This is a genomic window from Salinibacterium sp. VpJ6, assembly GCF_059767345.1.
On record NZ_JBSOQL010000001.1, the window covers coordinates 1789528 to 1811427 of the forward strand.

Genomic DNA, 21900 nt, shown 5'->3' on the forward strand with positions numbered 1-21900 from the left:
AGCGATGCACGGCGAATTCAAGGTGCCCGGCGGAAAACTCGTAGTGGTCGATCTCGATGTTGTCGATGACGCCATCACCAACTTTCGTCTCGCGGGTGACTTCTTCCTAGAGCCGGACGAGGCCCTCGAAGACATCAACGCCGCCATCGAAGGTCTGCCCGCCAACTCCGACGCGAAGACCATCACGAGCGCGATTCAGCAATCGCTGCCCGAGGGCACTGTGATGCTCGGCTTCTCTGCCGAATCGGTGGCCACGGCCATCCGTCGCGCCCTGCAGCGTGCCACGACCTGGAAAGACTACGACTGGCAGATTGTCACTGGCCCGCCGCTGGAACCCCGCATGCAAATGGCGATGGATCAGGTGCTCTCCGAAGAGGTTGCCTCCGGTCGTCGTAAGCCCACTTTGCGCATCTGGGAGTGGAACAAGCCCGCCGTCGTAATCGGCAGCTTCCAGTCGCTGCGCAACGAAGTCGACCTTGAGAACGCCAAGAAGTACGGCTTCGAGGTCGTGCGTCGTATCTCCGGTGGAGGCGCCATGTTCATGGAAGCCGGCACCGTGATCACCTACTCGATCTACGTTCCGGTTGAGCTCGTGCAGGGGATGACGTTCGCGGACTCCTACGCCTTCCTCGACGAGTGGGTCATCATCGCTCTCAAGTCGCTCGGCATCGAAGCGAGCTACCAGCCGCTCAATGACATTGCGAGCCCCACTGGCAAGATCGGCGGAGCCGCTCAGAAGCGTCTCGGCGCCGGCGCCGTGCTGCACCACGTCACCATGAGCTACGACATGGATGGCGAAAAGATGGTTCAGGTCTTGCGCATCGGTCGCGAGAAAATGAGCGACAAGGGCACCAAGTCCGCGGCCAAGCGGGTTGACCCGCTGCGCAGCCAGACCGGAATGGAACGTGCCGACATCATCGACACCATGGTTGCGACCTTCCGTGGGCTCCACGGCCTTGCCGAGAGTGAACTGACGAGCGACGAGATTGCGCGCGCTGAAGAACTCGTTGCCGAGAAGTTCGGCACCGAAGAGTGGTTGCAGCGCGTTCCGTGAACCACACCCTCCGCGGCTTGACCCTCACGCTCACCCTGGCCGCTCTGCTGCTCGGTGGTGTCGTGGCGTCTGCCGTGCTCGGGCAACTGCCCGTGAGCCCCGCCGAAGTGGGCGGTTCTCTCTTGCGGGCGCTCGGCATCCAGAATGAGTGGGCTCCGAGCGACTCCATCGTGGAATCCACGCTCTGGGTCGTGCGCTTTCCGCGCATAGCGATGGCTCTGGTGGTGGGCGCTGCCCTCGCCGTGGCCGGCGCTGTCATGCAGGCCATTTTCGGTAACCCGCTGGCTGAACCGGGCGTGGTCGGAGTGTCATCCGGTGCCGCTCTCGGTGCAGCCATCGCGATCGTCATGGGCGTTGCCGCTCTCGGCGATGGTGCCATTGCCCTCTTCGCTTTCGTCGGCGGCTTGCTCGCCACGCTGCTCGTCTACTTCGTCTCGCGGGCCAATGGCCGCACCGAAGTCGTCACCCTCTTGCTCACTGGTATCGCGGTCAATGCCTTCGCTGGCGCGGGATTGGCGTTCCTGCTGTTCATTGCCGACTCCGGCAGCCGTGAGCAGATTGTGTTCTGGCAGCTCGGTTCGTTAAACGGATCGCGGTGGAGCGAAGTGCTCATCGTCGCGCTCGTCACCGCCGTGGGCCTCACTGCCGCCATCGTGCTCGCTCGCCCCTTCGACCTTTTGGCGCTGGGGGAGCGCAACGCCCGCCACCTCGGCGTCAACGTTGAACGCCTCCGCATTGTCTCGATCGTGATCGTTGCGCTGCTCACCGGTGTGGCCGTGGCGTTCGTCGGCATCATCGCCTTCGTCGGTCTCGTGGTGCCGCACGCAATGCGCATGGTGATCGGCCCAGCGCACCGCGCGCTCATCGTCGCGAGTGCCATCGGCGGTGGCGTGCTGCTCGTGCTCTCCGACCTGCTCGCCCGCTCCGTCGTAGCGGGTGGCGACCTGCCGATTGGCTTGCTCACCTCACTCGTCGGTGGCCCGTTCTTCTTCTACCTGCTCTTCCGTCAGCGTCGCCAGAGCGGAGGCTGGGCATGATCAGCGCACGCAATATCGGTGTGCGGCTTGGCGGCCGCGCCGTTATCGACGACGTCAGCCTCGACGTGGCGCCCGGCGAAGTGCTCGCCCTCGTTGGCCCGAACGGTGCCGGAAAATCCACTCTGCTCGCGGTGTTGAGCGGCGATCGAAAGCCTGACAGCGGCACTGTGACCATCGACGGTCGAGACGTGGGCGGCATCCGCCACGGCGAGCTTGCCCGACTGCGTGCCGTGCTCACTCAAGAGAACAGCGTGAGCTTTCCCTTCCGCGTCTCCGAGGTTGTAGCGATGGGTCGCAGCCCCTGGGCGCGCGAAGTCGAGAGTCGCGACGATGTTGCTGTGGTCAATGAAGCCCTAGAAGTAACGGATGTCGCTCATCTGGGCGACCGTCGCTACACGACGCTGTCGGGTGGCGAAAAAGCGCGCGTCTCCCTCGCGCGCGTGCTTGCTCAGCACACGCCCGTCGTGTTTCTGGATGAGCCGACCGCTGCCCTTGACCTGCGTCACCAAGAAGACGTCATGCGCGTCGCCCGCACGATGGCTCAGGATGGCCGGGCTGTCGTCGTGGTGCTCCACGACTTGAGCTTGGCCGGCGCCTACTCCGACCGCCTCGCACTTATCGCGCACGGCACGCTCGACGCCATCGGCACTCCCCGCGAGGTGCTCACCGCCGAGCGAGTCGAGCGGGTCTATGGCCTCGCGGTCGACCTGCACGACGTGGGCGGGCATCCGGTCGTCGTCCCTCGCCGCTGACTTCCGCGCTTGAGGCGGCCGCTAGCGGCTGAGGAGGTCGCGGTATTCGGGATGGTCGGTGATGAACTTGTCGATGAATTCGCACTTAGCCACGACGCGGGTTTCGCTTTCGGCGCGCACCAGATTGAGGGCGCCGCGAGCGAGTTCAGTACCGCGACCCTGACCTCGGTATTTGGGATCGATCTCGGTGTGGACGAACACGATCTGATCGTCGCGCAGTTGGTAGTCGGCGAGGCCAGCTTGAATCCCGTCGACAAGCAGCTCGTAGCGGTGCATCGCGGGGTCGTGGATAACTTCGCTGGCCATAGTTCAACCCTACTCGCGGGTGCTCGATTGGGGATGTGTTCTGCGGCGCGCCAAAGCAGGGGAATAGTATCGACGGGTGTCTGAATCTGCTGCCGCCGCATCCGGTGGATCGAACCGCCGTCTGATCATCATTGCTGTCACGGGACTCGTGCTGATTATTGCTGCCGTGGTGATTTCCTTCGTGGCTCTGGCGCCCACGCCCGAACCCGTAGCCACTGCAACGCGAACACCGAGCCCCACGCCGACACCGACGCCCACTCCGACCCCGACCCCGACTCCCACGTTCGATAAGACGCAGTACTCGACTGATGACGCGAGCAGCCTGTGGGTCGTCGCCAATAAGCTCCGCCCGCTCAACCCGCAAACGTACGAACCTGAACTCGTTTTCGTCGATGTGCCCTATGTGTACGAACCGTACTTGCGGCCGGAAGCGGCTGCGGCTGTCGTAGAGATGTTTGCGGCCTACCAAACTGACACCGGGCTGCAAATGCAATCGCAGAGTTCGTATCGAAGCTACTGGTCTCAAGAGAGCGTGTACGCCGGCTGGGTGTCGCAACTAGGTCAAGAGGCGGCTGACCTCACGAGCGCGCGACCCGGCCACAGCGAGCACCAAACGGGACTCTCAATTGATATCAGTGCGTTGCCCGCCAACTGCACGCTCACCCAGTGCTTCGGAGATACCCCGCAGGGCCGATGGCTCGATGAGAACGGCTGGAAGTACGGCTTCACTGTGCGGTACCCCGAGGGAAAAACCGACATCACCGGTTACGAGTACGAACCGTGGCACTTGCGTTATGTGGGCAAGGAACTTGCCGCAGAACTGCACAGCACGGGCATCCAAACTCTCGAAGAGTTCTTTGGTCTGCCCGCCGCACCGACCTACGGCTAGGCTCCCGCACCCCTAAACTCGTCACATGACTTCGACGCCTAGCCCTGCCACTGTGAGCTACAGCTATCTGGGTCCCGCCGGCACGTTTACGGAGGCTGCGCTCAAGCAGGTTCCCGAAGCAGTCGGAGCACAATGGAAGAGCGTCAACAACGTCGGCGAAGCCCTCGACGATGTTACGAGCGGCCGCAGTGTTGCCGCGATGATCGCCATCGAGAACTCGGTAGAGGGTGGCGTCAGCGCCACGCAAGATGCACTCGCCAACGTGCCCAACCTCCGCATTCTGGGCGAATACCTTGTCTCGGTGAACTTCGTGCTCGTCGCGCGGCCAGGCACCACGCTCGCCGACGTGAAGGTCGTCAACGCGCATCCGGTGGCTTACGCTCAAACGCGACGCTGGCTCGACGCCACTCTGCCCAGCCATGGCCACATGCCGGCCAGCTCCAACGTGGCCGCCGCGGCAACGCTCCTTGAAAGCGAACTAGCGGATGCCGCTGTCGCCCCGCCCGGCATCACCGAGCACTACGAACTCGATGTCTTGGCAACAGAGATCGGCAACAACCAGAACGCGGTCACCCGCTTCGTTCTCGTGAGCGCGCTTGCCGACTTGCCGAAGCCAACGGGAGCCGACAAGACGAGCCTCATCGTGGAGCTTCCCGATGACAAGCCCGGTCGACTCCTCGACATGCTCGAGCAGTTCGCTACTCGCGGCGTGAACTTGAGCTTGATCGAGTCGCGCCCGATCGGTGATGAGCTTGGGCGCTACCGTTTCGTCATCGACCTTGAGGGCCACATCCTCGATGAGCGTGTAGCTGATGCCCTCTTGGGCCTCAAGCGTTTTAGCCCCAAGGTCATCTTCTTGGGCAGCTACCCGCGGGCAGACAAGCTCGCCACCACGGTGACGCCGCGCTATGGCAACGACGTCTTCGTGGAGGCCCGCGATTGGCTGCGCGCGATCATTACGGGCGAGCCGACTGCCGACGAGCCGAGCGCGAGCTAGCTGTGCAGAGCTAGCTCTGCTGAGCGTGCCGGGCCCGAGCGTGCTGGGCTGGCGCGTTACCCCGCGGGCTACTTCGAGCGTGACTTGGGCACGCGCACAACGAGCGCGAGCGGGTCGACCCAGGTGTGTACCGATTTGGCGAGACCGAACTCATCGCCGTCGAGCTGAAACTCTTCGGGGTTGTCGACGATCATGTTGAGGTCGCTACCCTTCGCGTAGCGCACGTCACGCACGTCTTTCGAGAGGTCGATGATGCGACGGCCGATCACGCTTTTGCGCAGTACGCCGTTCTCCCACGCGATCTTGTTCCAGATGTTGAGCCAGCCGAAACGTCCGCGCGGCACGAGCGCTGCCATATCGAGGATGCCGTCATCCGGTTGAGCGTCAGGCATGAGCAGCAGTCCGCCCGGCAGTGAGCCGCAGTTGCCGATGATCACGGTGTGCGCGCTGAGCGAACGGTTGGGGGCACCATCCACGCTGTAACGCAGTTTCACTGGGCGCAGTTCGGGGATCGAGCGGGCGATGCCGTCGACATAGGCAAGCCAGCCCACAGCCTTCTTGAGCGTGGTGCTCGTGTTCTTAATCATCTTGGCGTCGAGCCCGAGGCCGGCCATCACGAGAAAGGCGTGCTCTTCGTGGTCGTCGTTGTCGCGAACGATATTGACCATGCCGAGGTCAATCGGGCGGTCGTAGCCGTTGAAGGCGATGTCGACGCTCTCGTGCAAGTTGCCCGCGGGGAGATCCAAGTTGCGGGCGAGCAGGTTGCCGGTGCCGGCCGGAACGACAGCCATCGCGACTCCGCTGCCGCGAAGCGCCTCTGCTACAGCACGTACGGTGCCATCGCCGCCTGCCGCGATAACCACGGTAGCGCCGCGACGAATTGCACTGCCCGTGACTTCTTGCCCGGCATCCACTTCGGTCGTAGAAAACCAGAGTGGGGTAGCCCAGTCAGCGGCTTTCGCGGCTGCGTTTACGAGCTTCTTGAGCTTGGCAAGATCTACCTTGATGGGGTTGTAAACAACCGCCATTTTAGGTTTTGTATTTCGAGGGGAGGGCACACATAAACGCTACGCCATGAATCGGTAGGCTGTAGTGGTGATTGACCCCCAAATTCTCCGAGAAAACCCTGAAGCCGTGCGGCAATCGCAACTCGCTCGCGGGGCATCCGTTCAGCTAGTTGACGACGCTATCGCCGCCGATCAGAACCGCCGTGCCCGCATTGGCGAGTTCGAGGCGCTGCGTGCCGAGCAGAACAGTTTCGGCAAGAAGGTTGCTCAGGCGCCCGCCGATGAGAAGAAGGCTCTGGTGGCGCAAGCCCAAGAGCTGTCGGCTCAGGTGAAGCAGGCTCAGCAGGCATCGACCGAAGCTGAAGTGGAGTTCACGCGCATTGTCGGGTCGCTTGGCAACATCGCCGTCGACGGCGTGCCTGTCGGTGGTGAGGATGACTGGGAGCTCGTTCGCGAAGTGGGCACGCCCGCATCGTTCGACTTTGAGCCCCGTGACCACGCCGACCTTGGCGAGATTCTTGGTGCGATCGACATCCCGCGCGGAGTGAAGGTGGCGGGCAGCCGCTTCTACTTCCTCAAGGGCGTCGGTGCGCGACTCGAACTGGGTCTCATGAACATGGCGCTTGATCGCGCTATCGCTGGCGACTTCATCCCGCTCATCACTCCCACCCTCGTGCGCCCCGAAATGATGGCCGGCACCGGGTTCTTGGGCGAGCACGCTGACGAGATTTACCACTTGCCTGCCGACGACCTCTATCTCACGGGTACGAGTGAAGTTGCGCTCGCCGGGTACCACTCCGATGAGATCCTCGATCTCTCGAAGGGACCGTTGCGCTACGCCGGTTGGTCAACCTGCTACCGCCGCGAAGCTGGCTCTGCGGGCAAGGACAACCGCGGCATCCTGCGCGTGCACCAGTTCAACAAGCTTGAGATGTTCAGCTACGTGCTGCCCGAGAACGCTCAAGAAGAGCACGAGCGTCTGCTGTCGTTCCAAGAGTCGATGCTGCAAGCCTGCGAGCTCAGCTACCGCGTGATTGACGTTGCCGGTGGCGACCTCGGCTCTAGCGCGGCCCGCAAGTACGACATTGAGGCGTGGGTTCCGACCCAGGGCACGTACCGCGAGCTCACCTCGACCTCTAACTGCACGACGTATCAGGCGCGTCGCCTCGACATCCGTTACCGCACCGAGTCGGGCAAGACGGCCCCCGTCGCTACCCTCAACGGAACTTTGGCCACCACCCGCTGGTTGGTTGCCATCCTCGAAACCCACCAACAGCCCGACGGGTCAGTCGTAGTGCCAGAAGCACTTCGCCCCTACCTCGGCGGCCTCGAAATTTTGGAGCCACTCGCGTGACAATCGCAGCACAGGATGACCGCTGGATGATCGCACTCGACATCGATGGCACTGTGCTGCTCGAGTCGGGCGAGATGAACGACGTCGTGATTGAGGCTGTCGCCAAGGTGCGTGATGCCGGTCACGAGGTCATGTTGGCGACCGGTCGCTCGGTCGCGATGACTCTGCCGATTCTGCGCAAATTGGGGCTCAAGCCCGAGTACGTGGTGTGCTCGAACGGCGCGATTACGCTCAAGCGCGATCCGCTGGCCGACGGCGGCTACGCCCGCGAGTTCGTTGAGATGTTCAACCCTAAAGAGGTGCTCACCAGCATCAAGCAGCACTTGGGGTCGGCCAACTATGCGGTCGAAGATGCCACCGGCAAGTTCTTCGTCGATGGCAAGTTTCCGGATGGCGCCCTTGGCGCAGTCAGCGAAGACGTGTCGTTTGACGAACTCATCAAGGTGCAGGCCACTCGCGTCGTCGTCATCTCACCTCAGCACCAGGTTGACGACTTCCTCTCGGTGGTCGAGAAGATGGGGCTCCACAAGGTCAGCTACAACGTCGGTTGGACGGCGTGGCTCGACATCGCGCCCGATGGCGTCAACAAGTCCACGGCGCTCGAGAACGTGCGTTCGCGCCTCGGCATCCCGCGCTCGCGCGTGTTCGCCATGGGTGATGGCCGCAACGACATCGACATGCTCGAGTGGGCAGCGTCGCACGGCCGTGGCGTTGCCATGGGGCAGGCTCCGGAAGACGTGCTCGCGGTGGCCAATCAGGTCACTGAAAGCGACGTCAACGACGGTGCCGCGCTGGCGCTCACGATGTTCTTGGACGCACTTCCTGCGTCACAGCGCTGAACTGATTTCGCACGACGAAGGGGTGCGACTGAGCTATAAGCTCTGTCGCACCCCTTCGTTAGTGGTGTCGTGAAATTCTCTAAAGCTCGCTGAGGGCTTCGTCGTAGATTGCCATCGCGCGAGCGACTTCTTCGGCGGTCACTACGGCGGGCGGCACAACGTGGATGCGGTTGTCGGCGATGAACGGCAGTAGTCCACGCTTCACGAGAGCACCCTTGACCTTGCCCATGTCGGCAGCGCTCAGGGGTTCGCGGGTCTCGCGGTTCGCGACGAGTTCGAGCGCCCAGAAGACTCCGCTTCCGCGGACGTCACCGATGCACTCGTGCTTGTCGGCGAGGGCGGCGAGGCCGGGAGCGATGTGGTCGCGCCCGATCATGGCGGCGTTCTCCACGATGCCTTCCTCTTCCATTGCCGTGATGGAGGCAACGATGGAGGCCGCAGCGAGCGGGTGGCCAGAGTACGTGAGGCCACCAGGGAAGACGCGCTCGTCAAAGGTGGCCGCAATCTCGTCAGAGATGATGACGCCGCCCACGGGAATGTAACCCGAGTTGACGCCCTTGGCGAAGGTGATGAGGTCAGGCTTCACGTCGAAGGCTTCGAACGCGAACCAGTGGCCGGTGCGGCCGAAGCCCACCATGACCTCGTCGAGGATCAGCAGGATGCCGTACTTGTCGGCGATGGCGCGCACGCCAGCCATGTAGCCGGGCGGCGGGGTCAGCACGCCAGCGGTGCCGGGGATGCTCTCCAGCAGGATGGCGGCGATGGACTCGGCGCCTTCTGCCTGGATGGTGCGCTCAAGGTAGTGCAGCGCACGCTCGGCTTCTTGTTCGGGGGAGTCCGACCAGAATTCGGAGCGGTACTCATAGGGCCCGAACACGTGCACGTGAGCGCGAGCGTATTCGTTGGGGATGCGGCGCCAGTCGCCGGTCGCGACGACGGCCGAACCGGTGTTGCCGTGGTACGAGCGGTAGCGCGAGATGATCTTGTCGCGGCCGGTGTGCAGGCGAGCCATTCGCATGGCGTTTTCGTTGGCATCCGCTCCACCGTTGGTGAAGAAGACCTTGTTCATGCCTTCGGGTGAGTGGTCGGTAATTTTGCGGGCTGCTTCACCGCGGATGTTGATGGCGTGCGCGGGAGCAACGGTGGCCATGATGTCGGCCTGGGCCTTGATGCCCGCAATGACGGCGGGGTGCTGGTGGCCGATGTTGATGTTGACGAGCTGACTGGAGAAGTCGAGGTATTCGTTACCTTCGTTGTCCCAGACGGTGCTGCCGAGGCCGCCTTCGAGCACGAGGGGCTTCAGCGCGCCCTGCGCAGACCAGGAGTGGAACACGTGGGCTCGGTCGAGCGCGACGGTGTCGGCGCTGCTGGGCTGGGGTGATGCGGGCGCGGAGTTCATGAGGCACCTTTCAAGACGGAACGAATGTCTCCACTATCGTCCGCGGCGAATCGCGCGGGGGTGCCAATTTGTATAGCGCTCTGCCAATTATTCGACATAATGTGAGGGCAGGGCAATGAGGGGATATCCGGATGCTTCCAACGATTGAATGGCTCCTCACCAAGCGCACCCTGCGGTTGAGTCTCGTTGCCGCCTCGGCGGATCTCACCGACGACGTTGACGTCACCGCGGGCACCGCTCTCGCTGACCGCCTGGCGGCCCCGATCTCGTGGGTTCACAGCTCAGATCTCGATGACCCCACTCCTTTCTTGAGCGCCGGCAACGTACTCCTCACGGATGGCGCGCAGTTCGGTTTCGCCGCCGCCACGGAGGCCTACGACTACAACTCTTATGTGCGCCGCCTTGTTGACGCCGGCATCGTGGGCCTCGGCTTCGCCACGCACTTTCTTCATCAGGGGATGCCGACGGGGTTGGCGGCGGAGTGCGCGCGCGCCGGCCTGCCGCTTATCGATGTGCCCGACCGGGTTCCGTTCATCGCCGTCATCCGCGAGGTTGCCGACCAGATTGCGGCTGAACGAAGTCGCCGCATGGAGTGGTCGATTGCGGCGCACAAAGCAATCTCCTATGCGGCCCTTAAACCCACCGGGCTGCGGTCAACTCTCATCGAGCTCGAGCGTCAACTCTCGTGTTGGGTCGGCCTGTTCGACGTGACCGGGCATCCGGTTCCGGTTCCGGGGCTTCGACGCTCGGGGGATCGTTTTGCCGCACCGGTGCGGGATGAGGTGTCGCGAGCGCTGCGAAAGGGGAGCCGGTCATCCACGGCTCTCACTCTCGAAGCGGGCCAAGTCACGATTCAGACGCTCGGCCAGAGTGGTGCTCTGCGCGGCGCTCTCGCTCTGGGGCGCGGTGTCCCTCTTGACCGTGCCGAAAACGAACTCGTTACGAGCGTCATCGCCATGGCGACACTGGCGCTGGAACAAAACCGGGCGCTCGACGCCACCCGGAGTCACTTGAGATCGTCGCTGTTAGAACTGCTGCTCGAGGGCAAAGTCGTTGCGGCCCGCTCGATCGCGACGAAAGTGTGGGGCGATCTGCCCACCGAGCCCGTGAGCGTCTTCGCGCTCGCTCGCCACACGCAAAGCCACTTCGTTCTTGACGCCCTCGATGTGCTGGCCCTCGACGCCGAGGGGCGCGCGTTCTTCGCCGTGCGTGGTGACGTGATCGTCGTACTGGTCGAGACCGCAAGCGACTCGGGCACTTCTCCTTCGGCACGCCACGAGCTCGAACAACTTGTCGACGACCATCAACTCGTGGCGGGCAGTGCTCTCGCTTCGGACTACACCGAACTGGCCACCGCGGTGGGCCAAGCAACCAGCGCTCTGCAGGCGCGAGGCGAGCGGCCCGGCGTTACCGAGTTCGCCAAGATCGCTGATTCCGGGATGCTCGGGGTGCTGCACGCGGCGGGTGCTGAGCGAGTGGCACATCGTGTCCTCACGCCGCTCTCCGATTTCGATGCCAAGCATTCGGCATCCCTCGTGGAGACGCTGCGCTCCTGGTTTGCGCACGATTGCTCGTGGGGCGCGACCGCCGCGAGTCTTGGCATTCACCGTCACACGGTGCGGTCGCGCGTGGATCAGGCGGGCAGCATCCTGAACCTCGACCTCGAGACTTTCGAGGGCCGTCTCGAGCTCTGGGCGGCCCTGAGGCTCAGCGTTTAGCGGGTCTACCCCCATTTCGAGCCTTTTCGCCTGCCTTTCAGGTACGCCCTGCGGGCATCAGATACACTCTGAACTTGCGTCACGCAAGGAGGGCTGTCCGAGCGGCCGATGGAGCCAGTCTTGAAAACTGGTGGGCAGAAATGTCTCGTGGGTTCGAATCCCACGCCCTCCGCTCTGCGTGCTGCGTCATGATTCCGGTGAAAGAAAGGGGAGTGCGATGAGTGAACTTCGTCCGCGCTCAGAGCTGCGTTCGCGCTCTGTCGAACGCGCTGACCCCAAGAAAAAGCCTGATGTTCAAGGTGTGGCACGTCACGGTCGGTTGAAGAAACCCGGACCGTGGGGATCGATTGCGAAGATCGTTGCTGCTTCGCTCGCCGTCCTTTTGGTAAGTGGTGCCGCTGTTGGCGCCGTCGCTTTCGACAGCATCTATGGCAAGCGCGACACGGTCGCGCTTATCGGCGAAACCGAAGGCCCGCCGCCGCAGATCGGTAGCTTCGAGGGCGGTTTCAACATTCTTATTGCCGGTAGCGATACTCGCGCCGGCCAGGGCGGCATCGGCGGCACCGTTGAAGACGCCTCTGGCGAGCTCAACGATGTCAACATGATCTTGCACGTTGCCGAAGACCGCCAGTCGGCAGTGGCCATCAGCTTTCCCCGCGACATGGTTATGGGTATCCCCGAGTGCCCCAGCCTCAACGGGGATTACAACAAGTACTACTCCACAGAGCCGCTCAATACAGCGCTCTCGTATGGTGGCCTTCCCTGCGTGGTTCTCACACTTTCTGAGTTCACCGGTCTCGACATCCAGTTCGCCGGAATCATCACCTTCGACGGCGTAATCGAGATGACGAACGCCATCGGCGGTGTCGATGTCTGTATCGACGGTCCCTTGGTGGACGACTACACCGGTATCAACCTCCCGGAGGCCGGAACTTACAACCTTCAGGGCTGGAGTGCACTCGCGTTCCTGCGATCGCGTCACGGTGTCGGCGACGGGAGTGACTTGACCCGCATTAGCTCGCAGCAGGTTTACCTTTCGTCGCTTGTGCGCACGCTCAAGAGCTCAGACACGCTCAGTGATTACAAGAAGCTGTATAACCTCGCAGATGCTGCCATCACCAACATGCAGCTCTCGAACAGCCTCGCGGATGTTCCGACCATGGTGTCGATCGCTCTTGCGTTGAAAGACATCCCTCTCGAGCGCGTTCAGTTCGTGCAGTACCCCGGTGGCACCGGTGGCACGGGAATCTACTCGGGCAAGGTTCAGCCCAATGAGTACCTCGGCAACCAGATGATGGAACTCATCGCCGCCGACCAGCCGTTCAGCCTCGAAGAAGCAGGAGACGGAGTTGGATCGATCGCCGACCCCAACGCTCCTGTTGCTGAGGCCACGCCAGAAGCCACTGATGGCGCCACAGCGGCACCGGTTGAGGAAGATCTTCCCGTGCTCGACATCCGCGGCCAGAACGCTGCTGACTACACCTGCTCGGTCACCAACAGCTACTAAGAGTCGTCCCTTCGCAGTTCTCAGATCAATTTGATACAACTGCAGTGATGAGTGAATCTCGCTAGAAGTTCGCTATGGCGCTGCCGTTTACGGCACCGATCACAAGGATGAGATCTGCGGGTGAAGAAAACGCTATCTATTTCACCTACGGTCAATGAAACCCACCGGGATTTACTGAACTGGGTGAGCGAAGAGGGTGAGAAGTGCGAGAGCAAAGTCGATGCCGCCCTCGACTTTGCGCGGTCCTTGGGGCGTCAACTGCCGTTTCCGGGAGATGGTTCCACGAGCGCGCTGTGGAGCGCGCTCGCTACGATCGGGGCGGTCGATCTCACGGTCGCGCGAGCAGTGGAGCCGCATCTCGACGCGCTCGCCATCCTCAAGCAGGCCGGTGTCACCGATACGAGCGACATCGGCGTGAACGAAGAAAGCACGTGGGGAGTCTTCGCTGCTGAAGCGCCAAACCTCAGCGTCACAGCCGCGCATGTTGACGGGCGCTGGGTGCTGGATGGCACCAAAGCGTGGTGCTCCTTGGCGGGTTCCCTGACTCATGCGCTCGTGACGGCGTTTACCGGGCCTTCTACGCGGCGACTTTTCGCTGTTCCCTTGCGACAAGTTGGGGTTGTCGTTGAGGAACGCGCTTGGCATGCTCGCGGGCTCGCGGCTGTCGAGAGCGGCAACGTCGCTTTCTCTGGCGCCGCCGCAATTCCAGTGGGCGAAGACGGATGGTATTTAGAACGCCCAGGTTTCTTGTGGGGAGCCATGGGCGTCGCGGCCTGTTGGTGGGGAGGAGCTGTCGGAGTCGCTCGACACGCTTTCGCGGTAAGCAGGGTTCGCGATCCTGACCAGATCGCTCAGATGCACCTCGGGGCTCTTGACCTAGCTCTCTATTCGTCACGGATCGCTTTGGCGGAGGCTGCTGACGCTGTCGATAACGAAGAGCTCAGCCGCAGCGCCGCAACCATTGTGAGTACTCGAACCCGCTCACGAGTCGCTCGCGACGTAGACGAGGTGATCGACCGCGTCGGTCACGCCTTGGGCCCCGCGCCTCTCGCGCTCGATGAGGAACATGCCCGTCGAGTAGCGGACCTTCTGTTGTATGTGCGCCAACATCATGCCGAGCGGGATTACGCGCGACTCGGCAGCAAGGTGCTCGCTGATCGGTCCTTCGAGTGGTGACGTTCGACCACCGTGATCCGGGGACTTCCGAAGCGCAGTGGATCTCTAGCTCCCGCTGGAACGATGTCGACGAGTTCGACGTAGACGGTATCGATCGGCTCATTGTCGTCTCTGCGCATCCGGATGACGAAACGTTGGGGGTCGCTGGACTCATGCGGCGAGTTTTCGCTGCGGGAGGACGGGTCCAGCTCATTCTTGCGACGGATGGTGAGGGATCGCATCCGGCATCGCCGACGAGAAGCGAGATCGAACTACGTTCGCGGCGAGAATCCGAAATTGAGCGGGCAATCGAATTGATTGCCCCCGAAGCCTCGATCGTGCGATTGCGACTTCGGGATGGCGCACTCAAACATGAGATTGACGCTCTGCGCGCGGGCGTCGAAGAAGAGGTCGTTGCCGGTCGGGGCAGAACTCTTATCGCGGCAACGTGGCGTGGAGATGGCCACGGTGATCACAGAGTGGTTGGAGAGACTTGCGCCGCTATTGCCCACAAGTATGGTCTGCCCCTTGTCGAATATCCGATCTGGATGTGGCACTGGTCAACGCCAGACGACTCTCGCACACCCTGGTCTCAATTGCGCACGACGAATCTCAGCGCCGATGAGCAAGACATTAAGCGCCGCGCGATAGCGGCCCACGAGAGCCAGATCACTCCACTCTCAGAACTCGAGGGTGACGAGGCGATACTTCGTCCTGAATTTGTAGAACATTTCAATCGGCCAATGGAGGCATATGTGATCACTGAGCGCGATCCGCGTAACGAGGGAACGCTCACGCGAGAATTCTTTGACGAGTTCTACGCCGGAAAAACCGATCCGTGGGGCTTTGAATCTCGGTGGTACGAGCAACGGAAGCGTGCTCTCACCCTGGCGAGCTTGCCGCGAGAGCGCTTCACGAACGCGCTGGAGTTGGGATGCTCAATAGGGGTATTGAGCGCGCAGCTCGCACCGCGATGTGATGCTCTCCTGGCAACCGAGATAGCACTCGCGCCCTTAGAGATCGCGCGTGAACGATTAGCGGAGCATCCGCACGTCTCGTTTCGCCATGTGGAGACCGCTGAAGAGTGGCCAGACGGAACGTACGATCTCATCGTGATGTCCGAGGTGGGGTATTACTTCGACTCGGATCCTCTCGATCGACTCCTCGCTCGTGCAGCCGCAAGTTTGACGCCCGATGGGACGCTCGTGGCCTGCCACTGGCGCCATGAGGTGAAGGAATATCCTCTCAGCGGAGATCAGGTGCATCAACGTCTGGACGCACTCGATTCTCTCGAGCGGTTGGTTCAGCACGATGAAGAAGACTTCCTGCTCGAGGTCTTTAGCCCGCGCCCGGCGCGCTCAGTCGCTCGGCAAACGGGGCTGTTGTGAGGCACCGTATTGCCGAGATCGGTGTCGTAGTTCCCGCCAAAGACGAAGACCAGCTTCTCGAAGCTGCCCTAGCCTCGCTAACATCGGCGCGCGCCACCCTGCACGACCTCGCGTACCCCGACAAGCCGCTGGTTCGCATCATTCTCGTGCTGGATGATTGCACCGATGACTCAGCGCTCATCGCTGCGCAGTGGGGTGAGATCGAAGTGCTCACCGTGGACTACGGGGCTGTTGGTGCCGCTCGTCGGCACGGCATCCGTCATGTGCTGTCCACCAGCAGCGCCCCAGATTCAGAAGTGTGGATCGCTAACACCGACGCGGACTCGCAAGTGCCGACCAACTGGTTGAGCGCGCAATGGCAGATCGCCGAGAGCGGTGCTGAACTCATGATCGGCACCGTGCGGCCCGACTTCAACGATCTCAGCGAGATCAAACGGGAGCGCTGGATCGCGACGCATCCTCCCGGCGAAGCGAACGGTCACGTGCACGGGGCGAATCTGGGTTTTCGCGCGGATCGGTATCGAGAAGCGGGCGGCTTTGACCCGATTGCCGAGCATGAAGATGTGCGCCTAGTCGAAGCGCTCACGGCCTTAGGAGTCATGTCTGTAGCGACTGACGAGTGCTGCGTTCTCACTTCGGGCAGAGAGTATGGACGCACCCCGGGAGGGTACGCATCACACTTGCGCGAACGGCTGTAAGCGGCTGCTCCGCTGTTCGTAGTGAGGCCGGGACAGAGCGAGACATGCACCAGCTGAACTAGCACTCGCTGCGGATGGTAACCTCGGTTCGTCGTATTGCCTACGACCAGTTATGATTGCGGAGTACGTCTGGAGACGTCGCATAGTCCGGCCTAGTGCACCACCCTGCTAAGGTGGAGTACCCTAACGGGTACCAGGGGTTCAAATCCCCTCGTCTCCGCAGAAGAAAACCCCCGATCCGTCGGGGGTTTTTCTGTTTAAGCCACGGCGCATTCCGCTGCCGAGAGGCCGCGATCGGGGTGTGGCTAACAGCTATACCTGACGGTCACTGCCCGCGGCATCCAGCGGCTAGGCTCAGTCGCTATGGCAGCAGGCGCAACGATTCACACTTTCGCAGTTCAACTGGCCGACGTGGATCGCGGGGTCTACGACGATTTCACCCTGCGCGTCGCGCTGCACCCCTCCGAGACGGTGCCGTACATGGTCACGCGTTTGCTCGCCTATTGCCTCGAGTTCGAGGAAGGCATTGCGTTCAGCGAAGGCATTTCGTCAACCGATGAACCGGCCGTTCTCGTGCGCGACATGACGGGAACCATCACGGCGTGGATCGAAGTGGGCGCTCCGGATGCGGCTCGCCTGCACTTCGGCAGCAAGCTCGCGGGCCGTGTTGCGGTCTACACGCACCGCGACCCTGCGAAGGTTTCCGCTGCCTGGGCGGGAAAGCGCATCCACAACTCCAGCGATATCGTCTTCCGGAGTTTCGATGCAGGCTTCGTCGACGACGCTGTCGCCGCCGTCGAGCGCCGCAACACTATGACGCTGTCGGTGACCGAGGGCCAGTTATACCTCGAGCTCAACGGCACGACGCTCACCTCAGAACTGCACACTCACGAGGTCGATTAGCCCGCGCGGAATGAATGCGGTCCCTGGTCGCGTTGAACTACACGATGACTATCCTGCCGAGAACCCAGCCTCCCGTCCTTTCGTTGCCGCTTGCCAGCGGCGGAACGCTCGATGATCTCGAGCTCGGCACGGGCGCGGATGGTCGCTTCACGCTTATGGTCTTCTACCGCGGGCTGCACTGTCCGGTATGCCGCAAGCAACTGCGCGAGCTCGATGACGAGATGGATGCTCTCCGTGACGCCGGGGTAGGTCGCATCGTCGCCATCAGCATGGACACTCTCAAGCGCGCCACGATCTCAATCGACGACTGGGAGCTTTCGCGGCTTCCGATCGCCTACGGCCTGAGTCACGAGCAAGCCCGCGAGTGGGGCCTCTTCATCTCGAGCGGTTTCAAGAAGGGTGAACCCGAGTTCTTCAGCGAACCGAGCATGGTCATCTTGGATTCCGACGGCACGGTGTTCTGGAGTACTGTCTCGAGCATGCCCTTCGGGCGGATGCCGGTGAAGGCCATCATCCACGGTCTCGAATACGTGACCGAGACCGACTATCCCGCCCGCGGGACGGTCGCGCCCTAGGCGCGGGCAGCATCCGGACGTAACGCGCTCGCGAAAATCTGAATCACCCTCGTGCCCCCCCTGATGGGGGTAGACAGGGGCTGCAACCCGCCATGGTATCGGGCACGAATCGTTATTCAGTAGTGCGTGTATGGCTGTCGAAACCTAGTCGGCGACCGGCGTCCGTGAGCCCGACGAAGGACCTTCGCGTGAACCCTCCCGTAACCCCCGACGCACAGACTGGCGGTGAGGGAGAGACACTTCTCGCCCGCCGCATGATCATTACGAGCGGGGTGGCCGCGCTCGCAGCAGTCGGCGCCGCGGCCGCAAGCAGCGCCGCTTTTGGCCCTTCGATCGAGACGGCATCCTCCGACGGGCTCGGTGCACCGATCAAGCCTGGTGGCTCGTCCGTGCCGAACACTCCCGTACCCACGACGCCCAAGCCCACCCCGAGTGGCACGGCGACGACGGCGCCGCCCACAAACCGCACCCCGGGAACGGCAAACCCTCCGGCCACAAGCGATCCCCGTTCGCCGGCCACCGCGAACCCTCCCGCTGACCGCGACCAGAGCTACGCGAACCCCGGTGCCGGCTCGGGCACTGCTCCGCGGGCGGATGCTCCCGCCGCTGCCAAGCCCGTCACGAAGCCTGCTCCGCCCAAGGGGCCGACGAAACCCGAGGTCATCTCCACGGGGGTCGCGAACAACGATCAGACGCACTCCCATTTGCTGGCGCGAGCAACCTTTGGCCCGCGTGCGAGCGACTTCGCCGATCTATCGGCCTCAGGCATCGACTCGTGGTTGGGCGCCCAGCTCGCTCCGGCATCCATCTCCGATCCTGATGGCGATGCTGCATGGGTGGCGTTCACGGCAAGCGGGAGGGTCTCGGTGCCGATGTGCTCGACCACGGCGACGTTCCCGGCAGCAACGACTTCCGCGACTTGCTTGGCGAGGTCGTCATAAACCGTCTTGACCTCATCGCTGGCGATGCGAGCATCATCTTCCCCGAGTGGAAGGTCGCGCCGATCGGCGTGATGGCGTAGTCGCGTTGCCGGTCGCCGGGCAGAGCCGGCCCGTGCGGCAGCGCACTCCCCGGGCGCGCACAGTATTATCGCGGGGATGACTACTTTCTCTCGCCGCGGTTTGCACGGACACGTTGTTGACGTGCTCGGGCGCCGCATTATGCGGGGCGAACTCGCCTCAGGAGACATCATTGATCCGGATGCGCTGCTGGCCGAGTTTCAGGTCAGTCGCACCGTCGTCCGCGAAGCGATCAAGGTACTCACAACTAAGGGACTCGTGGATGCGCGGCCGCGCCTCGGCACTTATGTGACCCCGCGTGAGCGCTGGCAATTGCTCGATAGCGACGTCATGACGTGGCGTTCTGAGGGCGTTCCCGATCCGCTTCTCGTGCTCGAACTGAGCGAAGTGCGGCAAGTGCTCGAACCGGCTGCGGCCCGCCTCGCTGCCGTACGCCGCAGTGACGAGCAATGCGCCGAGATCGAAGCGGCAATGGTCGACCTTGCCGCGACCTTCGAGAACACCGAGGTCGAGTCGCATGTGAAGGCGGATCTTGCCTTTCACCGGGCGATCTTGGGAGCATCCGGCAACGAACTTTTGGCACGCTTCGAAGTGATTCTCGAGCCCGCGCTGCATGCTCGCGATGAGCTCGCCTTCGCCCACGAAACCACCACGCAATTCTTAGATGAGCATCGGGCTGTCGTCACCGCAATCGTGGCCCGCGATGCCGAGGCAGCCGGAACCGCGATGAAGATTCTCATGGATCAGTCGAACCGGGACTCCGAAACCATCGTGAGCAAAGATGCGGCCGGGGCAGAACTCGTCTCGAACCGAAAGCCGGCGCTCTAATGGGGGCCCTCGCGAGCGGAAGGCTGCAGGCATGACCCGCACCGTGCTCATTACGGGCGCCGGCAACGGAATCGGCGCTGCTGCTGCGCGCCTCTTCGCTGCCTCCGGTGACGATGTGGTTGTCACCGATATTGACGTGGATGCCGCTGCCGCGGTTGCCGCCGAGGTAGTTGCGGCCGGCGGAGCAGCGACCGCCCATCGCCTTGACGTCGCCGACTCCGAGCAGTGGCAGCAGCTCTCGCTCGAGCTGCGCTCCGCGAATCGCCCGCCCGCGGTCATCGTGAATAACGCGTTCTTTCAAGTGACCGGCATCGCGCACGAACAGAGCGAGGACAACTGGAACCAGCAGCTTTCGGTGACTCTGTCATCCGTGTACCGGGCGATGCGCACCTTCCATGACACCCTCACCGCCGCCCGCGGCAGCATGGTGAATGTGTCGAGCGTGCATGGGGTGCTGTCGTGGGCCGAGCAGCCTGCCTATGGTGCCGCAAAGGGCGGACTCATTTCGCTCACCCGTCAGCTGTCGCTCGACTATGCCCCGCACGTGCGCGTGAACGTCGTTCTTCCGGGATCGATCGAGACGCGGCAGTGGGATCACCAAGGGCCTGAAGCGCAAGAGTTGGCGCGACGCCAGGCCACTCTGCGGCGACTGGGTAAGCCTGAAGAAGTTGCCTCGGTCATCCAGTTCTTGGCCGGTGACGGTGCCTCGTACATCACCGGCGCCTCGCTCGTCGTCGACGGCGGTATGACAACAACGCTCGGGGGCTAGCGCCCGTTCGCTGCCTCGCTGCCTCGCTGCCTCGCGCTGCGGCTGGGCTGCGGCTTCGGCGGAGAGCTGGCCCTGCGCCGTGGCTAGAGCTGGTGCCGCGAACGCGTTACCACTCGGCGAGCGCACCGTCAGCGTTGCGCCACACGGGGGAGCGCCACTGGTGCCCGACCTTGTCGGCGGCACGCACAGCGGCCTCATCGATGTCGATACCGAGCCCCGGGGCAGTCGGCCGCTCGATGAAGCCGCTCGTGAAGTCGAAGACGCTCGTATCCATCAAATATTCGAGCACGTCTGATCCGACGTTGTAGTGGATGCCGATGCTCTGTTCCTGAATCAAGAAGTTCGGAGTATTGAACCCGACTTGCAAACTCGACGCCAACGCGATCGGTCCGAGCGGGCAGTGCGGCGCGAGCTGAGCGTCGAACATGTCGGCGAGGGCGGCGATACGGCGTACTTCGGAGATTCCGCCCGCGTGGGAGAGGTCGGGCTGCACGACGGCGATGCCGGCCTGCAGCGGGCCCAGGAACTCGTTGCGCGAGAAGAGGCGCTCGCCGGTGGCGATCGGAATCGACGTCGAAGCGACGCTGCCCTCGAGCACGTGCGACTTCTCGGGCACGACAGGTTCTTCCACGAACAGGGGAGCGTGCGGTTCGAGCAGGGGGAGGATACGGCGGCTGTTCGCCGCGGTCATTCGTCCGTGAAAGTCGATAGCGAAATCCCGGTCGGGGCCAAGGACCTCGCGGGCGAGCGCAGCCCGGTCGACGACCTCGGTGACGGCACTCACGGTGCTGAGGGGCGACATCCGTCCGCTTGCATTCATCTTGATCGCGGTCAGGCCCGACTCGACTTGCTGGGCAATGTTGTCGCGCAGTTCGGAGGGCTCGTCGCCGCCGACCCAGCCATACATGCGGATGCGGTCGCGAACGGCGCCGCCGAGAAGGTCGTGAATGGGAACGCCGTGCGCCTTGCCCGCAATGTCCCACAGCGCCTGGTCGATGCCGGCGATCGCACTAGAGGCGACAGGGCCGCCGCGATAGAAGCCTCCGCGGGTGAGCACTTGCCAGTGGTCTTCGATGCGAGTGGCGTCGAGCCCCACGAGGTATTCGGCGTGCTGTTCGACAGTGGCGCGCACGATGTCGGCCTGGCCTTCGACGACGGGTTCACCCCAGCCGACGATGCCGTTGTCCGTCTCGACGCGCACAAAGAGCCAGCGCGGCGGCACGAGGAATGTTTCGATGCGTGCGATCTTCACGATGCCCCCTCGGTCACTAAATCCTATTATCGTACTATTTGATGACGAGGGCAGGAATGCCTCGCGGATCGCGGCCGGCTGCGAGTACAGTGAGCGCTATGAGCGACGCGACTACCCACCCCAGCGACTGGCGAAGTGAACTGCTCGACCAGCTCCGTGCTCTCATCGTCGAGGCGCTGCCCGAGGTCATCGAAGAAGTGAAATGGAGAAAGCCCTCGAATCCGGCTGGCGTTGCAGCATGGAGCCTCAACGGACTGATCTGCACGGGGGAGACCTATAAAGACAAGGTGAAGCTCACCTTCGCCAAGGGGGCATCGCTCGACGACCCGGCTGGCCTTTTCAACGGCAGCCTCGACGCCGCAGTGCGCCGGGCGATTGACCTGCACAAGGGCGACACTATTGATCCCGACGCCTTCCGAAATCTCGTGCGTGCGGCTGCGGAACTCAACTAACT

General features: G+C 62.8%; 22 protein-coding genes and 2 tRNA genes. 20 read left to right on the plus strand and 4 right to left on the minus strand.

Annotated elements, in window-relative coordinates; all coding sequences use genetic code 11:
* The first annotated feature begins 4 nt into the window (after window positions 1–4).
* Genes lplAB through ACWTV1_RS08845 form a run of 3 tightly spaced genes read left to right on the plus strand, consistent with a single transcriptional unit; the run spans window position 5 to window position 2843 of the window.
* The gene (gene lplAB, locus ACWTV1_RS08835; protein WP_100387610.1) at window positions 5–1054 is read left to right on the plus strand and encodes a lipoate-protein ligase LplAB; all 1050 of its coding nucleotides are present in this window, start codon (window positions 5–7) and stop codon (window positions 1052–1054) included.
* Window positions 1033–2091, plus strand: a complete 1059-nt coding sequence (locus ACWTV1_RS08840) for a FecCD family ABC transporter permease (protein ID WP_498504969.1) — start codon at window positions 1033–1035, stop codon at window positions 2089–2091. Before lplAB ends, ACWTV1_RS08840 begins: the two co-directional genes overlap by 22 nt.
* Window positions 2088–2843, plus strand: coding sequence for a heme ABC transporter ATP-binding protein (locus ACWTV1_RS08845; RefSeq protein ID WP_498504970.1), 756 nt, complete (start codon window positions 2088–2090; stop codon window positions 2841–2843). The genes ACWTV1_RS08840 and ACWTV1_RS08845 overlap by 4 nt, the downstream gene beginning before the upstream one ends.
* A gap of 21 nt (window positions 2844–2864) precedes the next feature.
* Here the strand turns inward: ACWTV1_RS08845 and ACWTV1_RS08850 are convergent, their stop codons facing one another.
* Complete coding sequence (locus tag ACWTV1_RS08850; protein ID WP_100387607.1) at window positions 2865–3149, minus strand: GNAT family N-acetyltransferase; 285 nt, start codon at window positions 3147–3149, stop codon at window positions 2865–2867.
* 76 nt (window positions 3150–3225) lie between these two features.
* Between ACWTV1_RS08850 and ACWTV1_RS08855 the strand changes: the two genes are divergently transcribed.
* On the plus strand, window positions 3226–4038 hold the full coding sequence (locus tag ACWTV1_RS08855; RefSeq protein WP_498504971.1) for a M15 family metallopeptidase: 813 nt from the start codon (window positions 3226–3228) through the stop codon (window positions 4036–4038).
* A gap of 25 nt (window positions 4039–4063) precedes the next feature.
* Window positions 4064–5035 carry a prephenate dehydratase gene (gene pheA / locus ACWTV1_RS08860; RefSeq protein ID WP_498504972.1) on the plus strand — a complete coding sequence of 324 codons (972 nt, stop codon included), beginning with the start codon at window positions 4064–4066 and terminating at the stop codon, window positions 5033–5035.
* Between the two features lie 68 nt (window positions 5036–5103).
* Here pheA and ACWTV1_RS08865 read toward each other — a convergent pair whose 3' ends face one another.
* Entirely contained in the window at window positions 5104–6063 is a 960-nt protein-coding gene (locus ACWTV1_RS08865) for a diacylglycerol/lipid kinase family protein (protein ID WP_498504973.1), read from the minus strand.
* 67 nt (window positions 6064–6130) lie between these two features.
* On the opposite strand from ACWTV1_RS08865, the gene serS reads away from it, so the two are divergent.
* Window positions 6131–7396 carry a serine--tRNA ligase gene (gene serS, locus ACWTV1_RS08870; RefSeq protein WP_498504974.1) on the plus strand — a complete coding sequence of 422 codons (1266 nt, stop codon included), beginning with the start codon at window positions 6131–6133 and terminating at the stop codon, window positions 7394–7396.
* Complete coding sequence (locus ACWTV1_RS08875; RefSeq protein ID WP_498504975.1) at window positions 7393–8235, plus strand: HAD family hydrolase; 843 nt, start codon at window positions 7393–7395, stop codon at window positions 8233–8235. Before serS ends, ACWTV1_RS08875 begins: the two co-directional genes overlap by 4 nt.
* Window positions 8236–8314: 79 nt before the next feature.
* Here ACWTV1_RS08875 and ACWTV1_RS08880 read toward each other — a convergent pair whose 3' ends face one another.
* Window positions 8315–9634, minus strand: coding sequence for an aspartate aminotransferase family protein (locus tag ACWTV1_RS08880; protein ID WP_498504976.1), 1320 nt, complete (start codon window positions 9632–9634; stop codon window positions 8315–8317).
* 131 nt (window positions 9635–9765) lie between these two features.
* Between ACWTV1_RS08880 and ACWTV1_RS08885 the strand changes: the two genes are divergently transcribed.
* The 12 genes from ACWTV1_RS08885 (at window position 9766) to ACWTV1_RS08940 (ending at window position 20194) form a co-directional block, all read left to right on the plus strand.
* Window positions 9766–11352 carry a PucR family transcriptional regulator gene (locus ACWTV1_RS08885; protein WP_498504977.1) on the plus strand — a complete coding sequence of 529 codons (1587 nt, stop codon included), beginning with the start codon at window positions 9766–9768 and terminating at the stop codon, window positions 11350–11352.
* Window positions 11353–11439: 87 nt separating this feature from the next.
* A tRNA-Ser gene (locus ACWTV1_RS08890) sits at window positions 11440–11524 on the plus strand.
* A gap of 45 nt (window positions 11525–11569) precedes the next feature.
* On the plus strand, window positions 11570–12859 hold the full coding sequence (locus tag ACWTV1_RS08895) for an LCP family protein (RefSeq protein ID WP_498504978.1): 1290 nt from the start codon (window positions 11570–11572) through the stop codon (window positions 12857–12859).
* 183 nt (window positions 12860–13042) lie between these two features.
* Window positions 13043–14035, plus strand: coding sequence for an acyl-CoA dehydrogenase family protein (locus ACWTV1_RS08900; protein ID WP_498504979.1), 993 nt, complete (start codon window positions 13043–13045; stop codon window positions 14033–14035).
* Window positions 14032–15402, plus strand: a complete 1371-nt coding sequence (locus ACWTV1_RS08905) for a PIG-L family deacetylase (protein WP_498504980.1) — start codon at window positions 14032–14034, stop codon at window positions 15400–15402. Before ACWTV1_RS08900 ends, ACWTV1_RS08905 begins: the two co-directional genes overlap by 4 nt.
* Window positions 15399–16100: a glycosyltransferase family 2 protein gene (locus ACWTV1_RS08910; protein ID WP_498504981.1), complete on the plus strand. Its 702-nt coding sequence runs from the start codon at window positions 15399–15401 to the stop codon at window positions 16098–16100. The genes ACWTV1_RS08905 and ACWTV1_RS08910 overlap by 4 nt, the downstream gene beginning before the upstream one ends.
* A gap of 131 nt (window positions 16101–16231) precedes the next feature.
* Window positions 16232–16320: transfer RNA gene (locus tag ACWTV1_RS08915), tRNA-Ser, on the plus strand.
* Between the two features lie 143 nt (window positions 16321–16463).
* Window positions 16464–17003 carry a YaeQ family protein gene (locus tag ACWTV1_RS08920; protein ID WP_498504982.1) on the plus strand — a complete coding sequence of 180 codons (540 nt, stop codon included), beginning with the start codon at window positions 16464–16466 and terminating at the stop codon, window positions 17001–17003.
* A 44-nt stretch (window positions 17004–17047) separates the two neighbouring features.
* On the plus strand, window positions 17048–17578 hold the full coding sequence (locus tag ACWTV1_RS08925) for a redoxin domain-containing protein (protein ID WP_498504983.1): 531 nt from the start codon (window positions 17048–17050) through the stop codon (window positions 17576–17578).
* Window positions 17579–17766: 188 nt separating this feature from the next.
* Entirely contained in the window at window positions 17767–18519 is a 753-nt protein-coding gene (locus tag ACWTV1_RS08930) for a hypothetical protein (RefSeq protein ID WP_498504984.1), read from the plus strand.
* Between the two features lie 156 nt (window positions 18520–18675).
* A complete protein-coding gene (locus ACWTV1_RS08935; RefSeq protein WP_498504985.1) occupies window positions 18676–19425 on the plus strand; it encodes a FadR/GntR family transcriptional regulator in 750 nt (249 codons plus the stop codon).
* 31 nt (window positions 19426–19456) lie between these two features.
* Window positions 19457–20194, plus strand: a complete 738-nt coding sequence (locus tag ACWTV1_RS08940; RefSeq protein ID WP_498504986.1) for an SDR family oxidoreductase — start codon at window positions 19457–19459, stop codon at window positions 20192–20194.
* A 106-nt stretch (window positions 20195–20300) separates the two neighbouring features.
* Here the strand turns inward: ACWTV1_RS08940 and dgoD are convergent, their stop codons facing one another.
* Entirely contained in the window at window positions 20301–21446 is a 1146-nt protein-coding gene (gene dgoD, locus ACWTV1_RS08945) for a galactonate dehydratase (protein WP_498504987.1), read from the minus strand.
* Window positions 21447–21544: 98 nt separating this feature from the next.
* Between dgoD and ACWTV1_RS08950 the strand changes: the two genes are divergently transcribed.
* Window positions 21545–21898 carry a DUF1801 domain-containing protein gene (locus ACWTV1_RS08950; protein ID WP_498504988.1) on the plus strand — a complete coding sequence of 118 codons (354 nt, stop codon included), beginning with the start codon at window positions 21545–21547 and terminating at the stop codon, window positions 21896–21898.
* The last annotated feature ends 2 nt before the right edge of the window (window positions 21899–21900 follow it).

Bases quoted from the DNA above. Each gene is read 5' to 3' on its own strand.
- ACWTV1_RS08885 (WP_498504977.1), top strand. From the start codon at position 9,766: ATGCTTCCAACGATTGAATGGCTCCTCACCAAGCGCACCCTGCGGTTG.
- pheA (WP_498504972.1), top strand. From the start codon at position 4,064: ATGACTTCGACGCCTAGCCCTGCCACTGTGAGCTACAGCTATCTGGGT.
- ACWTV1_RS08940 (WP_498504986.1), top strand. From the start codon at position 19,457: ATGACCCGCACCGTGCTCATTACGGGCGCCGGCAACGGAATCGGCGCT.
- ACWTV1_RS08935 (WP_498504985.1), top strand. From the start codon at position 18,676: ATGACTACTTTCTCTCGCCGCGGTTTGCACGGACACGTTGTTGACGTG.
- ACWTV1_RS08950 (WP_498504988.1), top strand. From the start codon at position 21,545: ATGAGCGACGCGACTACCCACCCCAGCGACTGGCGAAGTGAACTGCTC.
- ACWTV1_RS08895 (WP_498504978.1), top strand. From the start codon at position 11,570: ATGAGTGAACTTCGTCCGCGCTCAGAGCTGCGTTCGCGCTCTGTCGAA.
- ACWTV1_RS08845 (WP_498504970.1), top strand. From the start codon at position 2,088: ATGATCAGCGCACGCAATATCGGTGTGCGGCTTGGCGGCCGCGCCGTT.
- lplAB (WP_100387610.1), top strand. From the start codon at position 5: ATGCACGGCGAATTCAAGGTGCCCGGCGGAAAACTCGTAGTGGTCGAT.
- ACWTV1_RS08865 (WP_498504973.1), bottom strand. From the start codon at position 6,063: ATGGCGGTTGTTTACAACCCCATCAAGGTAGATCTTGCCAAGCTCAAG.
- ACWTV1_RS08925 (WP_498504983.1), top strand. From the start codon at position 17,048: ATGACTATCCTGCCGAGAACCCAGCCTCCCGTCCTTTCGTTGCCGCTT.
- ACWTV1_RS08920 (WP_498504982.1), top strand. From the start codon at position 16,464: ATGGCAGCAGGCGCAACGATTCACACTTTCGCAGTTCAACTGGCCGAC.
- ACWTV1_RS08880 (WP_498504976.1), bottom strand. From the start codon at position 9,634: ATGAACTCCGCGCCCGCATCACCCCAGCCCAGCAGCGCCGACACCGTC.
- ACWTV1_RS08850 (WP_100387607.1), bottom strand. From the start codon at position 3,149: ATGGCCAGCGAAGTTATCCACGACCCCGCGATGCACCGCTACGAGCTG.